Annotated in this window: 12 protein-coding genes and 3 pseudogenes; 6 read left to right on the forward strand and 9 right to left on the reverse strand. The window is 60.2% G+C overall.

Annotation, left to right across the window (positions count from 1 at the left end):
- The first annotated feature begins 371 nt into the window (after positions 1 to 371).
- From EOA19_RS05475 to EOA19_RS05490, 4 genes are all read left to right on the forward strand, one after another.
- The gene (locus tag EOA19_RS05475; protein WP_128302948.1) at positions 372 to 1,304 is read left to right on the forward strand and encodes a LysR family transcriptional regulator; all 933 of its coding nucleotides are present in this window, start codon (positions 372 to 374) and stop codon (positions 1,302 to 1,304) included.
- 584 nt (positions 1,305 to 1,888) lie between these two features.
- On the forward strand, positions 1,889 to 3,175 hold the full coding sequence (locus EOA19_RS05480) for an epoxide hydrolase family protein (RefSeq protein WP_128302949.1): 1,287 nt from the start codon (positions 1,889 to 1,891) through the stop codon (positions 3,173 to 3,175).
- Between the two features lie 51 nt (positions 3,176 to 3,226).
- Positions 3,227 to 4,255, forward strand: a complete 1,029-nt coding sequence (locus EOA19_RS05485; protein ID WP_128302950.1) for a D-cysteine desulfhydrase family protein — start codon at positions 3,227 to 3,229, stop codon at positions 4,253 to 4,255.
- A gap of 47 nt (positions 4,256 to 4,302) precedes the next feature.
- Positions 4,303 to 4,896, forward strand: a complete 594-nt coding sequence (locus EOA19_RS05490; protein ID WP_023812721.1) for an NAD(P)H-dependent oxidoreductase — start codon at positions 4,303 to 4,305, stop codon at positions 4,894 to 4,896.
- Positions 4,897 to 4,973: 77 nt separating this feature from the next.
- On the opposite strand, the pseudogene EOA19_RS05495 reads toward EOA19_RS05490, so the two are convergent.
- From EOA19_RS05495 to EOA19_RS05520, 6 genes and pseudogenes are all read right to left on the reverse strand, one after another.
- Positions 4,974 to 5,096: pseudogene (locus EOA19_RS05495) on the reverse strand (IS481 family transposase); the annotation flags it as partial.
- Positions 5,097 to 5,661: 565 nt separating this feature from the next.
- A complete protein-coding gene (locus EOA19_RS05500) occupies positions 5,662 to 6,297 on the reverse strand; it encodes an isochorismatase family cysteine hydrolase (RefSeq protein ID WP_128302951.1) in 636 nt (211 codons plus the stop codon).
- Between the two features lie 19 nt (positions 6,298 to 6,316).
- Positions 6,317 to 6,865, reverse strand: coding sequence for a hypothetical protein (locus EOA19_RS05505; RefSeq protein ID WP_023812724.1), 549 nt, complete (start codon positions 6,863 to 6,865; stop codon positions 6,317 to 6,319).
- Between the two features lie 140 nt (positions 6,866 to 7,005).
- Positions 7,006 to 7,995, reverse strand: a complete 990-nt coding sequence (locus EOA19_RS05510; RefSeq protein WP_164892854.1) for an enoyl-CoA hydratase/isomerase family protein — start codon at positions 7,993 to 7,995, stop codon at positions 7,006 to 7,008.
- A 36-nt stretch (positions 7,996 to 8,031) separates the two neighbouring features.
- Positions 8,032 to 8,502 (reverse strand): RidA family protein, encoded by a 471-nt coding sequence (locus tag EOA19_RS05515; RefSeq protein WP_023812726.1) that lies wholly within the window; start codon positions 8,500 to 8,502, stop codon positions 8,032 to 8,034.
- A pseudogene (locus EOA19_RS05520) lies at positions 8,496 to 8,585 on the reverse strand (3-oxoacyl-ACP reductase); the annotation flags it as partial. The gene EOA19_RS05515 and the pseudogene EOA19_RS05520, both read right to left, overlap by 7 nt.
- A 359-nt stretch (positions 8,586 to 8,944) precedes the next feature.
- Here EOA19_RS05520 and EOA19_RS36515 point away from each other — a divergent pair.
- Both EOA19_RS36515 and EOA19_RS05530 read left to right on the forward strand, forming a co-directional pair.
- A pseudogene (locus EOA19_RS36515) lies at positions 8,945 to 9,167 on the forward strand (nitronate monooxygenase); the annotation flags it as partial.
- A gap of 248 nt (positions 9,168 to 9,415) precedes the next feature.
- Positions 9,416 to 9,877, forward strand: a complete 462-nt coding sequence (locus EOA19_RS05530; protein WP_023812729.1) for a nuclear transport factor 2 family protein — start codon at positions 9,416 to 9,418, stop codon at positions 9,875 to 9,877.
- Positions 9,878 to 9,936: 59 nt separating this feature from the next.
- On the opposite strand, the gene EOA19_RS05535 is transcribed toward EOA19_RS05530, so the two are convergent.
- The 3 genes from EOA19_RS05535 to EOA19_RS05545 all read right to left on the reverse strand — a co-directional run bounded on the left by EOA19_RS05535 (position 9,937) and on the right by EOA19_RS05545 (position 14,683).
- The gene (locus EOA19_RS05535; RefSeq protein WP_128302952.1) at positions 9,937 to 10,974 is read right to left on the reverse strand and encodes an LLM class flavin-dependent oxidoreductase; all 1,038 of its coding nucleotides are present in this window, start codon (positions 10,972 to 10,974) and stop codon (positions 9,937 to 9,939) included.
- A 167-nt stretch (positions 10,975 to 11,141) separates the two neighbouring features.
- Positions 11,142 to 12,179, reverse strand: a complete 1,038-nt coding sequence (locus EOA19_RS05540) for an alpha/beta hydrolase (RefSeq protein WP_023812731.1) — start codon at positions 12,177 to 12,179, stop codon at positions 11,142 to 11,144.
- 209 nt (positions 12,180 to 12,388) lie between these two features.
- Positions 12,389 to 14,683 carry an FdhF/YdeP family oxidoreductase gene (locus EOA19_RS05545; RefSeq protein WP_128302953.1) on the reverse strand — a complete coding sequence of 765 codons (2,295 nt, stop codon included), beginning with the start codon at positions 14,681 to 14,683 and terminating at the stop codon, positions 12,389 to 12,391.
- Positions 14,684 to 14,984: the final 301 nt, after the last annotated feature.

Here is a 14,984-nt window from a genome sequence, read left to right on the forward strand (position 1 = left end):
GAAAGCAACGTCGCGGATGCCAGTTCAGCCTGGAGTTAGATGTCGCGAAGCTTGGAACGATCCGGAAATAGTAGCTCGACGCTGCAATGCGTTACCTCGGCCAAGCCGCGCCATGACTTCGGGAGGCCGTGACGAATGGGGGCGGGTGTAGGTCGCGGCGACGAGAGCACCGTTCCCGCCCGCGAAGACCTCGTCAGGCGGCGTGTGGATGGACCTTTGGCGGGGGCTCAGACTTTCGGGACCTCGCATCCACGGCTTTTGCGAGCAATGCACCAAAGTGTCCGCTATGCCTTTGAAGAGAATTGGGCGTATTTCGTCGAGACGAACGGCTTGGGCTGCCGTACGTTTGCACAAGCAGAGGGACTGCCCTGATGGATCGTATCGACGCAATGAAGGTCTTCGTCACGGCCGTCGAGGAAGGAAGCCTCGCGGCAGCGGCCCGCAGACTGAAGCGATCCCCAACTGCAATCAGTCGCGCACTGGGAATGCTGGAGCGACATGTCGGCGTCGAACTTCTTCATCGTACGACGCGCAGCCTGAAACTAAGCGAGGCTGGTCAGCGCTACGTCGAAGCATGCCGGAGGGTGCTGGTCGACCTTGAGGAAGCCGACCTGGTCGCGGGTTCGGAACGATCCTCTCCTCGGGGAACGTTGACCATCTCCGCACCTCCCATATTGGGGGAGGAAGTGCTGCGACCCATTCTTGACAGCTATCTGCGCGAGAATCCGAGCGTCTCGGTTCGGCTTCTGATGCTTGATCGGCTCGTAAATTTGGTCGACGAAGGCGTGGACGCGGCGCTTCGGATCGGCAACCTCACGGACTCAACACATATCGCCACGCGCATCGGAGGCGACGTCCGGCGCGTGGTTGTAGCCGCCCCGAAATACCTCGAAAGCCACCCCGACATCAACGAGCTTCCCGATCTGGCCAAACACGACCTCATCGCCTTCTCAAATTTCGGTCTCGAATCCTGGAGCTTCGCACCGCCCCAGGATTCGTCCATCCCGAGAACCGTGCACTTCGCTCCTCGGTATCTCGTCAACAGCGTTCGGGCGGCCGCCGCGTCGGCTGCGGAGGGAATGGGTGTGACACGGCTTTATTCCTATCACGTCGCTGAGTACGTCCGCGACGGCCGCCTCAAGATCATTCTTCCGCACGCCGAGCCGCCGGCTCTGCCCGTTCATATATTGACCCCTCAAGGCCGTGCAGCCGTTCCGAAAGTCCGAACGTTCATTGACTTCGCTGTTCCGCGTCTTCGATCAGAAATTGGACGCATCGCGGCGGAATCGGGTAGCCTTGGGTGATTTGAGTTGCGGCGGGCGTCTTTAGGCAAGTGACTATTCTGAAGAACAGCGGACGCGTCTAACTCCCTAACCAACATGGCGAGCTACGGCTTAGCGCCTGACGTGAATGGCGGACACAAACGCTGTCGCAGGTAGCCAGCGGGGAACACGCCGGTCCGATCGGATCGACCCTTTCACGCGCCGCACAGGCGGGGAGGGCGCTGCGGCACAGCCCTTCGGAGACGCCGAAACCGTCCTTTCCGGAGACGTCGGCATCGAGGCCGTCAGCGCAAGCCCGTTGGCGCGATCGACGTCGGACAATGCGAATGACGGCGTTGAACTTCATGTCGATGTGGTCGGCGTGCACGGACGTCGGTGAGCTTGGTTCTTGGACCATTCCGTCGCACGGGGCAGTTACACCAGATCCGAGAACGATCTGCGATTGCCAAGGTCAGCGTCCATTGTTCGAAGGTGTCGACCCGCCGCTCACCCCGACAACCGGTGCTTAGGTATCGGCGATACCTAGGCACAATATCATCGGCAGCGCTGCTGCCAGACGATCCTTGGACCACATCACAACCACTTCGATCCAGACGGAGGACGTCATGTCAGCAGAAGTCGAGACCAAGACCGTACTGTCGCCGACGAGGCGCGAAGTACTCGCCGCCACAGCCGCAACCGCCGCCCTCAGCGCTCTCCCGAGACCTGCCCGCGCGGCGGCGGGAGGCGACGCAGTGCGTCAGTTCAAGTGCGAGATTCCGCAGCAGGACGTCGACGAGCTCCGTCGCCGCGTTCGCGCCACCCGCTGGCCCGGCAAGGAGACGGTCTCCGATCGCACGCAAGGCGCTCAGCTTCAAAGGTTGAAGCCGCTCATCGAATACTGGGGGACACATTACGACTGGCGCCAGTGCGAAAAGAAGCTGAACACGCATGCGCAGTTCATGACCAGGATCGACGGCCTGGACATCCACTTCATTCACGTCAAGTCCAAGCATGAGAATGCGCTGCCGCTGATCATGACGCATGGCTGGCCGGGATCTGTCCTTGAACTTGTCAAGACGATCGGACCGCTTACGGATCCGACCGCGTACGGCGGTGCCGCCGAGGACGCCTTCGATGTGGTCATACCTTCTATGCCAGGATACGGCTTCTCCGAGGTTCCGACCGAGACTGGGTGGGGACCGGACCGCATCGCACGTGCCTGGCACGCGCTCATGAAGCGGTTGGGCTATGACCGCTATGTCTCGCAGGGCGGCGACTGGGGCGCGGTCGTTTCCGACAAGATGGCAGCCCAAGCGCCGGAAGGCCTGCTCGGCATCCACACTAACATGCCGGCCACTGTCCCTCCGGAGATCGCGAAGGCTCTTGCCGACGGCGAGCCCGCTCCCGACGGTCTCTCCGCAGACGAAAAAGTCGCATACGAGCAGATGAGCGCTCTTTACACGAAGGGAGCGGGTTACGCCCTGATGATGGTCACCCGGCCGCAAACCTTGGGCTATGCGTTGACGGATTCACCGGTCGGTCTTGCCGCCTGGTACTACGACAAGTTCGCAGACTGGACGTACAGCGGAGGTGATCCGGAGAAGTCGCTGACTAAAGACGAGATGCTGGACGACATCTCGCTCTATTGGTTCACCGGGACGGCAACCTCGGGCGCGCGTCTGTACTGGGAAAACAACGCCAACAACTTCAACGCCGTCGACATCAATATCCCCGCGGCAATCACCGTGTTTCCCGGCGAGATCTACCAAGCGCCCAAGAGTTGGGCCGACAAGGCCTACCACGACCTCATCTACTACAACAAAGTCGATAAGGGCGGCCATTTCGCCGCGTGGGAACAGCCTGAACTCTTCACATATGAACTACGTGCGGCGTTCAAAACCCTGCGTTGAAGCGTCGAACGCTGCTCTCACGAACCTTGATTACGAACTGCGAGGCGAGCAATGCCCGATAGCGATCTAGTGAACCGGTTTCCGCGCGTACGTCTCATGAATGGACCAACGCCGATCCAGCAGCTCAGTCATCTGGAGAAGGTTCTTGGCGAAAGACGCAAAGGCGTCTCGATCTGGGTGAAGCGTGACGATCTGATGGAACTCGGCGGGGGCGGTAATAAGCTCCGCAAGCTCGAGTTTCTCCTCGGGGAGGCGATGGCGGAAGGCTGCGATACCGTGGTCGTGACCGGCGGAATTCAGTCCAACTTCGCCCGATTAGCCGCCGCCGCCTGCGCCAGAACCGGTCTGGCATGCGAAGTCGTTCTGGCTCAAATGGTGCCCCGCGAGACCGAGATCTATCAGGCCAACGGCAACGTCGTATTGGACCGACTGTTCGGTGCGCACGTCCATATTCTGGAACTGGGAGACGATGCGGGCGGGTTCGCTTTGCGCCGGGCGGCGGAGATAGCGGCGTCTGGGGGGAAGGCTTTCGTGGGCACGCTCGGCGGTTCGACTCCGGTCGGGGCTCTGGGCTACGTCGGCTGCGCATTCGAAATCGAATCGCAGTCGACTGAAATCGGCACTCCGTTCGACCAGGTCGTCATCCCGAACGGCAGCGGCGGCATGCACGCAGGCCTTGTGGCGGGAGCAGCTATCTCGGGAAGAGATCCTTTCCAAATAAGGGCACATACCGTCCTGTCGCCAGCGGACGCATGCGTCGCCGCGACGGCCGGCAAAGTCAACGCTGTCTTTGAGCTTCTCGGGAGCAAAGCCCGTATTCAAGCGGAAGATCTGAACATAAACGGCACGCAGCTCGGTGGTGGCTACGGCATACCGACCTCCGAAATGGTTGGAGCGGTCAAGCTCGTCGGCCGCTCGGAAGGCTTGCTCCTTGATCCCGTTTACGGAGGCAAGGCCTTTGCGGGTCTGCTCTCCGATATTGAAACCGAAGTCATCGCCCCTGGATCGAACGTCCTGTTCATCATGACGGGAGGTTCCCCCGGGCTTTTTGCTTACGCAGACGCCCTGAACAGCAACTGATCCTCTTCAAGAGGTAATCATTTTCAACTCAAAAAATTAGGAATACTATGGCTATGAAACCAAAAATCGCCATCATCATCGGCTCCACGCGGCCTACTCGTTTCGCCGACAAGCCGGCGCAGTGGATCCTGGAGCAGGCGCGGGGCCGCAACGACATCGACGTTGAAGTGGTTGATCTGCGCGACCATCCCTTGCCGTTTTTCGACGAGGTGGCATCCAATGCCTATGCTCCCAGCCAGAACGCGGAAGCGGTCCGATGGCAGCAGACTGTGGGTCGCTACGACGGCTACATATTCGTCGTCGCGGAATACAACCGCTCCATCACCGGCGTACTGAAAAATGCCCTCGACCAGTCCTACACGGAATGGGCTCGCAAGCCGTTTACCGCGATCGCATACGGCACTGCAGGCGGTTCACGCGCGCTCGAACATCTGCGTGGGATCGGGGTCGAGCTGCAGATGGTCTCTACCCATGCGGCTGTTCATATCGGCGGCAGCGATTTCTTCACAGTCTCCTCAATGGGCGCCAACAAGCCGATCGAGGAGATCGAAGCCAACCTCCTGCCGTCGGCGAAGACTGCGCTCGACGAACTTGTCTGGTGGGCGGGGGCAACGATGGCCGCCAAGACTGCAGGCGCCTGACGTGGGATTCGGATGTCGCGGGGGCATGAGCCGCCCCCGCCATTGATATCGTCTTTCTTGGCGCGGGGACGGCCCGCCTAGCTGTGGAACCTCAACAGGTTGTCCAGGGTTAGATCGAGGCGACTGATGGGTAGTTTGGAATTTAGGCTGCCGTGTGGGCGATGCCAATTGTATCTGTGCAGCCAGAAAGGCAGTTCGGCGACGAGGGTCTGGCCAACCTCGAATCCGGCACCGACAAAAGCGCAAAAGTCCCCGATTGGAGCCGCAACCCCGCGACCGGCGCGGGCGGCGGCTTTGCCGACCAGCGCGGAGGTTTCGTGAAGGGCGGTGCAAGTCTTGAAGATGATCGGACAGCCGGCGGCGAGGGCAGACGCGGTTTTATCGCCGACGACCGAAGACGCCAGTGGAAACTTCGACGCTCGAACACCGCGATTTCCTGCAAACTGCCGTCGCGGACCCCTTTCGCGAAGAGGCGAAGCCGTCCCACGGACTAGCGCGCTCACTTTGATGCGTCCACGTGCAGCGCTTACAGAACGAGAACATCGCCCAGTGCAATAAGCCGACCTTCGACGGAACCGCACTTCGCCGGCGCGATTGCGGTAAATCGCAGCCACGCCGCGCAGGCCTCGACGCATGGCTTCCGAACCCAAGTAAGCATCGAAAAGGCATCCCAACACTCGACCCGCATAATACTTGTTCCGGGCAAAAAAAATCCGGCGTGCGCGTAGACGCCTGCCGGATTGTGGAGACGGCGCTACCGCGAGACTACGCCGCCTGCGTGAGGGCGATCGCCGCGATGGTTTCCTTAGTGTCGACAATCGCGCTGGCATAGCTTGGGAGATTGACCTCCAGTGCCGCATGCATCATCTCTGGCGAGTAGTCGGCAACCGCGTCCTTTACGACCGTAACGTCGTAGCCGAGCTCCGCGGCGTATCGTACCGTGGCCTCTATGCAGGTGTGAGCGACGAGCCCGATCACGATGACCCTCTGGATTCCATGCCGCTTCAGTTCCAGATCGAGGTCGGTGTTGGCAAAGCCACTCGAGCACCAGTGCTCGGAGGCGACGACCTCGCCGGCCATCGGCACGAATTCGGCGCGGAATTCACCGCCCCACGTTCCGAATTCGAAACTCTTGCGGTGCCAGGCCGCCCGCTGGATGGGCGCCACAAACTTCCAGTTCTCATAGTCGCCGGCACGATAGCGATGATGCATCGCGAAGAAGACCCGGAACTTGGCCTTGCGTGCGGCCGTCAACACCTCAAGCATGTGCGGAATGCAGTTATTCGCCTCCGCGACCTCCTGGATCCGAGGCCAGATCTTGCCGCCCTCGGAGATGAAATCGTTGTATGGGTCCACCACCAGCAAGCCAGTGTTGCTCCGGTCGAACGACAGTTCTGTCATGGGATACCTCCTTCGGCGCTCAGGCTGCCTTCGTGGACGTGTTCTGAAGTGCAGCCCGCTCGATGCTTGCCGCAAACAGAGGTGTCTCCCCCTTATTGTGCGCGATCGACATCGGCTGCCGCTGAGAGCGGAAGATATCGAACGGAATCCCCTGGCTCCCGAGGTAGGCAATCATTTCGTCGGTCGCGTAGGATCTAACGCGATTCGTAAACTCGCAGCGGACGGCATCGACCTTCTTCACGCTCAGTTCCCAGGTGACGTGGATGGTCACTCGGCCGTTCGACGTGAAGACGTCGGAATCGGAGTCGAGGATCAGACGATTCTTTTCACCCAAGGTCTCGTGATAATGCTGGACCATCAGGCTCCCGCCGATAGTTTCGACGTTGATCGACATCCGGGTGCCGTCCGCCGCAGTCGTGAAACCTGCTGCGATGTGCGCGGGGGAGCATCCCTGGTATTCTTTTTCCGGAAGATTGAAGCACCACTTCGGAATGTCGATCTTCTCGATCGGAGCGTTGATAATCGCCGAGAAGCTTGAATCGACGATCTGGTTTTCGATGCTGTGCATGTGTCTCTCCATGGTTTAACGGGGTTTTTACGGGTTGCGATTATCGCGTTATCGCAAGGCGAAGTGCGACTTCGCGACTGGGTTTGGCAGTTCAAATTGGTGCCCGCGCGACCTGCCGTCACTGGCGGGCTCCGCCATAGCTATTTGTCGGCAAGAGACTGCGTGTAATGTCCCAGTCTTGCTTCGACGTCCGGGTCTTTCTGCAGGCCCATATCGATGAGACGGCCGATGTTCTTCTGCGCGACCGGGCGCTGGATCGATGTTATGAAGGCGTCCCATCCTGCCGCGATCTCGGGATCGCTCGGAAGGCTCGCGAAATCGACGAGGCGTTTGGTGTCAGCGATCGCTTGGCGGTCGAACCCGGAGATCCGGGTTGCCAGCCCGTCGACGAACGGATCGAGCTTGTCGTCATCGAACGACCGATTGACGTAGCCGTACTCCTCGGCGAGATCGCCGTTGATGTCGTCGGATCCAAGGAGGACTTCGAGGGCGCGGCCACGCCCCATCAGTCTGGGAAGCCGTGCCATCGGGCCGCCACCAGGGACGAGGCCCGCGCCGACTTCCCATTGCGACAGAATCGCCTTCTGGCGGCTGGCGAACCGCATGTCGCTAGCCAGCGCAAGCTCGCTCCCGACCCCCGTCGCGCGGCCGCGGATCAGGGCGATGGAAACCACGGGCGCCTTGCTGATGCGGACCAGCATGTCGGGGAGTGGGTGCAGTCCGGTCGGTCCAGAGGGGAGGCCGGTGGATTCAGCAAGGGGTGGCGTAAAGTTATAATGGGTCAGAAAGAAGCCGGGCACCGCGCTATCGAACACGATGACGCGGAGATCGGGATCCTTCTCTATCTGAGAAACGACCTTCTCCATCTGCGGGATTGTTTCCGGCCCGAAAATGTTGAACGGCGGATTGTCGAAGGTGACGCGCCAATAGGCAGCCGTCCGCTTCTCAAGCTTGATCAGCGCCTTCTCCTGACCGGCCACGGCTCTGACGTCCAGAGATCGATAGATCTTCTCGGGCGCCTTCATCTCCCCCGCGAGGGCAAGCGCCGGAATCAGCAGCACGGCAGTAGCAGTGAGCAATTTTGACGACATGGCGATGGAGCTTGTCGTAGTAGGGGGTCTGGTCTTCATGACTGCCTCCGTTTCGGGTTAGAGCAAGTTGCCTCGCTAAGATTCGATCTCGAAGACGAGTTCGATCTCCACGGGCATTCCAAGCGGTATGCTAGAAACGCCAAGCACGATGCGGGGCGGAAGCCGGGCGGCACCAAAAACCTCGAGCAACAGCTCTGAGGCGCCGTCGGCTACCTTTGGATGCTCGTGAAATTCCGCCGGGCAGGCGATGTAAACGCCCAGTTTGGCAACTGAACGAATCCTATCCAGCGATCCTATATGAGACCGCGCAGCAGCAAGACCGCTGAGGCACGCGGTTCGCGCGGCGTCATAGCCCTCGGCGACCGATAAGTCCTTGCCGACAAGACCAGTGTAACGGGGGACGTGGTCGACCACCGGAAGCATGCCACTCAAGAACAGCAGGGAGCCGGCCCGCGCTGACTGGACGTAAGCGCCGAACGGGGTGGGTGCCGCCGGTACGAGCAGATCGAGTTCCTTCAAACGCGCTTCCGCGCTCGCGACTACCATTTGACGTGATGTGCGCAGTTGTCGACGTGCAGCACCTCCCCGGAAATGCTTGACGATTTTGTCAGATAGACCACGCCATCGACGTCGCCTGTCTTCACCAGGCCTGCTCCGATCCCTTGTGACGTGCCGGTGCCGATCACAGTCTTATGCACGCTCATGCCTACCTCCGTTCTGGCGACGCGGGTACCCTCGGCCGCCAGGTGGCGGTCGGTCGCTCTGGTGTTGAGTGTTCGTTGGACGGCCACGAGCCGGGAGTGTTCCGACGGTCGTGCCGTCTTCCCCTCTGTCAAAAACCATCGCGCATTAAATCCAGACCCGGTATTGTACCAAGGTGTCTCCGATACCTTGGGATCGGAAGTTTCGTCAGCACACCAAGGTCTAGTGGACGTGCAGGGGGTCCGGAGCTATCAGCGTGGAACGTCACGCTCGGTAGGGAGTCCCCATGACCCGCTGGCCGGATCGCCTAATTCTCGACCTGTTCGGAAGTCGAGCTTTCCATCATCCAGGCGCCGATGGCTGGCGCAACGACGGTCGACATGGTCGTCGCCGCTGACAAGGCCGGCGCTCTCGGTTCCCTTCCAAGCCCACAGGTAAACGTTGAGGGACTTCGGCAGGCCTTGACCGAAATTAGGACGGCGACAGCGGCTGCGGTCAACGTCAACTTCAGCCGAAGGTAAGGCCGCACCGATGCGATGAGAGCTTTGCTTGCGCCCTAAGCGCACGTTCGTCCCTCAGAAAACCGACGACACCATCGTACAATGGAATCGGCGATGTCCATCGAGCATTGCTTCCAGAGCGGACGAAGGGCGCGATACGAGGTTCGGCCCGCCCGTCTGTCTGACCGAAATATGGCTGCATGCCCATGCGAACGAATGAGGATACCGCCGTGGACTTAGATGCGAGGACGATGCCGATGAACCCGAATCTTACAGAAGTCGACGGCGGCGAGACGAAGCCGGGCGAAGGCAGTCCCTTGGATGCGCTGATCGAATTCTACCGAGCCTTCAATGATGGCGATCTCACCGGGCTCGAAGCCGTGTGGCTCGGCGGTTCGGAGCCCAGCATGGACAACCCTATCGGTGGTATCCGCCGTGGATGGCAGGAGATCGCAGACGGGTATTCGAAGGTCTTCAGAGGTCAGGCGAAGGTTCACGTGACCTTCCATGACTTCACCAGCCAGGGCGCCGACGACTGGCATCTGTTCGTCGGTCGCGAGCGTGGAGCATGCAGCACGGCGAAGGAAAAGCTCGACGTCGCCTTCCGGACGACCCGGTGGTTCGTACGCAGGGACGGGGCCTGGCGGCAGCTACACCATCACGGGTCGGTCGAGGATCCGAAAATGCTGGCCAATTACCAGAGATTGATTTTCGGATAAAAGATCGGAGAAAGAGGGGGCGCCTCCCGATGTCGGCGCCCGCCGTAGAAGCGCTCTTGCTAGTCGCCAAGTTGTCCTCTCACCAAAGGCGCAACGTGGGTTCCCAGCAGTTCGATCGAACGACGCATCGCTTTCGCCTCGAGGGCGGCAGTGCTCATCTGGAAGGTGATTCGAGCGATCCCTCCCAACGTCCCGTTAACATGCAATATCTTCGCAGCAACAGTTTGCGGGCTGCCGACCAGAAACGCGCCACCTGGCCCGCACATATGCTGGAACTGAGCTTGTGTTGGCGGCGGCCAGCCGCGCTCCCTTCCCGCCTCCGTGAACATCTGGAACCACCCGGGGAAGAACGCTTCCCTGGCAGCGACATCAGTCTCCCCGACGAAGCCCAGAGCGTGGATGCCGATCTTCTGGTTCTTTGGAGGACGGCCGGCGGCCAGCCATGCGCGACGATAGAGTTCGACGAGGGGCAGGAAACGCTCGAAACTTCCGCCGATGATAGCGACCATCAGAGGCAGACCGAGCGTTCCGGCACGGACGAACGATTCGGGCGTCCCGCCGACGCCCAGCCAAATGGGCAAGGCTGGCTGGTGCGGGCGAGGAAAAACACCTTCGCCATTGATCGCAGGGCGAAAACGGCCCGTCCACGTAATGTTGGGCTGCTCCCTAATCTTCAGCAACAGGTCCAGTTTCTCCGCAAAGAGCGCATCATAGTTACGCAGGTCGAGTCCGAACAAAGGGTAAGCCTCCACGGAGGAGCCGCGACCGACCACCATTTCCGCTCGTCCGCGGGATATGAGATCCAGTGTGGCGAACTCCTGGAAAAGCCGCACGGGGTCGGCGGCGCTCAAAACGGCGACGGCGCTTGTAAGCCTGATCGACGTCGTGCGTGCGGCAGCCGCGGCAAGGATCACCGCAGGTGCTGAATCGAGCGCGTTCTCCCGGTGATGTTCGCCCATTCCGAAGACATCGAGTCCGACTTGATCTGCGAGCTCGACTTCTGCGAGCACGCTCGCCATCCGTTCGATGGCTGACTGCAACTGACCTGTAGCGGGGTCGGTCAGCAGCATTGCGAAACTGTCGATTCCGATTTCCAATTCATAAATCCTTTGGGGACGACGAGGCGCTTAAGTAGTTGAGCGACGCGGATGAACACGCAAGCTAGCACACGGCTGGCGAGCCTCGCGCCAGCCTGTTTTTATAATGGGTATCACTGGATAACCAATCCGTGGGACAGGGCGCAGGTTGAACCCTTCGTGATCGGTCACGCCCAGGAATCGACATCCCGGACCGCCTTGGCGAAGGCCTCGGGGGCCTCCTGCGGGAGGTTGTGGCCAACCCCGCCAGTTATCAGACGGTGTTCGTACTTCCCTTTGAATTTCCCGGCGTAGGATTTAGGATCCGGATGGGGGGCTCCGTTAGCGTCGCCCTCCATCGTGATCGTGGGAATGTGGATTTCGGGAGCGGAAGCGAGCTTGGTTTCGAACTCCTCGAACCGCTTCTCGCCTTTCGTCAGACCAAGCCGCCAGCGATAGTTATGAACAACGATCGCGACGTGGTCCGGATTAGCAAACGCCTTGGCGCTTCGCTCGAACGTCGGGTCGTCGAACTTCCAATGCGGGGAGGCGAGTTGCCAGATCAGTTTAGCGAACTCGCTCGTGTATTTTTCATACCCGTCTCGGCCACGATCCGTCGCAAAATAGAACTGGTACCACCACTGGAGTTCGGCAGCGGGTGGGAGGGGGGACTTTCCGGCGGTCTGGTTCCCGATCAGGTAACCGCTGACGGAAACCAGGCCTTTGCATCGTTCCGGCCAGAGCGCGGCTACGATGTCGGCTGTCCGCGCACCCCAGTCGAACCCGCCCAACGTCGCCTTGCCGATCTTAAGTGCGTTCATCAGCTCTATGGCGTCTACGGCAAGGGCCGACGGCTGGCCATTGCGCATCCTGTCGTCGGAACGAAACCTCGTGCTGCCGTATCCGCGCAGATGTGGCACGATCACACGATGCCCCCTCTCTGCGAGCACCGGGGCCACCTCGGCAAAGGCGTTGATGTCATACGGCCAACCGTGAAAAAGGATCACGGGCGAGCCGTCGGCAGGGCCCAGTTCGGCGTATCCGATATTGAGGTCTCCGGCGTCTATACGCTTGTCGGCAACCAGTTCATGGCTATTCTTACGAACGGCCTTCTTTCCCTGGTCCGCACCCGCGGCGCGTCCGGGGAGGATACCCGCCGCCGTCAGTCCTAGTGCGACCCCGCCGAAAGACCGACGTGTGAGGTTCTCAAATTCAAGATTGCGCATGATTGCCTCTCTGATGATGGACGATGAATGGCTGCCGCTCAAAATTCTATCGCAGCGCGGCGGTTGACCAGCGAAGTTTGAGACTGACGGGTCAAAACCGCTAGTAGACGAAGGTGTCGGGAGTGACTGACGGTGACGGCCTCGTCGCCTTCTCTTGCGAACTGATTGTTTGGAGGCGCACGACACGACGGAGACGATTTCTTTTGCGATCAGGATGAAGCTAGTGATACTCGAACCGGAACGCCTTTGTAGGATGGCGTGCCTGACAATCGATCGTAGTGATTGAGCGACATGACCACGTTCATCTCCGGATAGTAGCCCGCCATCGAACCTCTGGGAATGTCATAGGCGACAACCGTGAATCCGCGCACGAGATGCTTGTCGTCTGCCCCTTCGGTCATCCCCTGGACGTCGACACGATCTCCGTCTTTCAGTCCTCGGCCGGCGAGATCCTCGCCATTCATGAAGACCACGTCGCGCCGCCCGAACACACCGCGATAACGATCGTCCAATCCATAGATGGTCGTGTTGTACTGGTCGTGGCTACGGATCGTGGTCAGCATTAGTGAGTCATGACCGTCGGGTAGAGGATCTTCCCAAAGGCCTGGAGATGTCAGAAAATTTGCCTTGCCCCCAGGGGTGTCCCACCGGCGAAACGACGCCGCGATGTCCAGCCTGAACCCGCCTGGCTTGCGCACGCGCTTGTTAAACTCACAGAAGTCGGGAAAGACCTCCTCGATCTTGTCGCGGATAACGTCATAGTCTGCGATCATGCCGTCCCAGTTGATGCCATGCCGATCGCCAAGCGTGGCTTTGGCGATCCCTGCGATGATTGCCGGCTCGGATCGGACGAGATCGCTCGGTGGGTACAGGAAGCCTCGCGACGCGTGAACCATGGACATCGAATCTTCGACGGTAACCAACTGTGGTCCCGATGACTGCATATCGAGGTCGGTGCGACCGAGGCACGGCAGCACGAGGGTAGTCTTCGCGGTTAGCAGATGGGAGCGGTTGAGCTTCGTTGCGATATGCACCGAAAGGTCGAGTTTGCGCATGCCTTGAAACGTGGCCTCTGGATCAGACATTGCGACAGCGAGATTGCCGCCGAGGCAGATCAGCGCCTTGGCGCGGCCATCGATAGCGGCTTCCACGGCGTCGACCGCGTTGTGGCCTTTCCCGCTTGGCGGTCGAAATCCAAACGCACGTTCCATGCCGTCGAGAAGTGTCTTGCTCGGAATCTCGGTTATGCCGACTGTCCGGTCGCCCTGAACGTTCGAGTGACCCCGGATAGGCGCGATGCCTGCGCCCTCGCGGCCGATGTTTCCTCGCAGCATCAAAAAGTTTGCAATCTGCTGGACGTTGTAGGTGCCCCGCGCATGCTGCGTGATCCCCATGCCGTAGCAGACGATGACCCTTTCTGCCTTCGCGTAGACGCCCGCAGTGCTCTCGATGGCCTGCTTCGTCAAGCCGCTGGCCTCGAAGATCTCGTCCCAACGGGTGGCTTCGACGTCGGCGCGAAGTGCATCAATACCGGAGGTATGCTCGCCGATAAACTGCCTGTCGAGGACTCCGCCGCGGCCTGCGGCAAGACTTGCTGCGTCGAGCTCGAAAACCGCCTTCATGAGTCCCTTTAGAGCGGCCATATCGCCGCCCACGCGGACCTGGTGATAGGCCGAGGCGATCGGCGTCGAGGACATCGTGACCATCTCGACGGGGTCTTGGGGCGCCGCGAACCGTTCGAGCGCGCGCTCCTTAAGGGGATTGAAGACTATGATTGGAACGCCGCGGCGCGCCGCCTGATGAAGAGTCGTCATCATTCGCGGGTGGTTGGTACCCGGATTGTGTCCGAAGCTGAAGATCGCGTCGGCGTGATTGAAGTCTTCGAGCGTCACTGTCCCCTTGCCGACGCCGATGGATTTTGGAAGGCCAACGCTGGTGGCTTCATGACACATGTTGGAGCAGTCCGGGAGATTGTTGGTGCCGTAGGCGCGAACGAAAAGCTGATATAGAAACGCAGCTTCGTTGGAAGCCCGTCCAGACGTGTAGAATTCCGCCTGATCTGGCGAGACGAGAGTATTCAGTTCGCTGCCGATCAACTTGAATGCCGCTTCCCAATCGATTGGTTCAAAGCGGTCGCTGGAGGTGTCGTAGCGTAGTGGGAGCGTGATACGCCCGGCATCTTCCAACTGGTGATCCTTCAAGGTCCAGAGTTTTGACACGGTGTGTTCCGCGAAGAAGCTCGCATCGGTCCTCTTCGCGGTGGACTCCCATGTGATCGCCTTGGCGCCGTTCTCGCAGAACTCGAACGACGAGGTGTGCTTGGGGTCTGGCCACGCGCATCCGGGACAGTCGAATCCTTCCGGCTGGTTCGCCCTCAGCAAGGTTCTGCTGCCCTGCACGGCAATCTGCTGGCGGGCCAGCGTCTTGGCAACCGCCTTCAACGCATCCCAGCCACCTGCCGGATGGTCGTAGCGCAAAATACCCGGGGGGCGGGTCTTCTTCATTTTATTTTCCTTGAACGGTTTATTCGACCTAAAGCGGCGTCCGCTGCCATTGCATGTCACTGGGCGGGGCGTTTGAAAGAGGCCGTCTCCCGGCGGAAGGAGACGGCCCCAAGGCGGATCTTGGCTAAATCCGCGCGCTCCGGCGGAGGGGAGGACGCAGGAGCGTTTCGCTGCTTGCAGCGGATCGCCTTGTCGAAGACGGAGGCGATGTCTAGACGCTATCCCTGACGCCGCCCCTGCATAAGTGCACTTTGGTATCGCCCGTCGTGATTTTGCCTTGCTGTCGGAGGGCCCGCCGCTG

Origin of the sequence: Mesorhizobium sp. M7A.F.Ca.US.010.02.1.1 (assembly GCF_004023085.1) — a bacterium.
Taxonomy (GTDB): domain Bacteria; phylum Pseudomonadota; class Alphaproteobacteria; order Rhizobiales; family Rhizobiaceae; genus Mesorhizobium.

Bases quoted from the DNA above. Each gene is read 5' to 3' on its own strand.
- EOA19_RS05480 (WP_128302949.1), top strand. From the start codon at position 1,889: ATGTCAGCAGAAGTCGAGACCAAGACCGTACTGTCGCCGACGAGGCGC.
- EOA19_RS05490 (WP_023812721.1), top strand. From the start codon at position 4,303: ATGGCTATGAAACCAAAAATCGCCATCATCATCGGCTCCACGCGGCCT.
- EOA19_RS05475 (WP_128302948.1), top strand. From the start codon at position 372: ATGGATCGTATCGACGCAATGAAGGTCTTCGTCACGGCCGTCGAGGAA.
- EOA19_RS05540 (WP_023812731.1), bottom strand. From the start codon at position 12,179: ATGCGCAATCTTGAATTTGAGAACCTCACACGTCGGTCTTTCGGCGGG.
- EOA19_RS05515 (WP_023812726.1), bottom strand. From the start codon at position 8,502: ATGGTAGTCGCGAGCGCGGAAGCGCGTTTGAAGGAACTCGATCTGCTC.
- EOA19_RS05505 (WP_023812724.1), bottom strand. From the start codon at position 6,865: ATGCACAGCATCGAAAACCAGATCGTCGATTCAAGCTTCTCGGCGATT.
- EOA19_RS05510 (WP_164892854.1), bottom strand. From the start codon at position 7,995: ATGAAGACCAGACCCCCTACTACGACAAGCTCCATCGCCATGTCGTCA.
- EOA19_RS05500 (WP_128302951.1), bottom strand. From the start codon at position 6,297: ATGACAGAACTGTCGTTCGACCGGAGCAACACTGGCTTGCTGGTGGTG.
- EOA19_RS05485 (WP_128302950.1), top strand. From the start codon at position 3,227: ATGCCCGATAGCGATCTAGTGAACCGGTTTCCGCGCGTACGTCTCATG.
- EOA19_RS05530 (WP_023812729.1), top strand. From the start codon at position 9,416: ATGAACCCGAATCTTACAGAAGTCGACGGCGGCGAGACGAAGCCGGGC.
- EOA19_RS05545 (WP_128302953.1), bottom strand. From the start codon at position 14,683: ATGAAGAAGACCCGCCCCCCGGGTATTTTGCGCTACGACCATCCGGCA.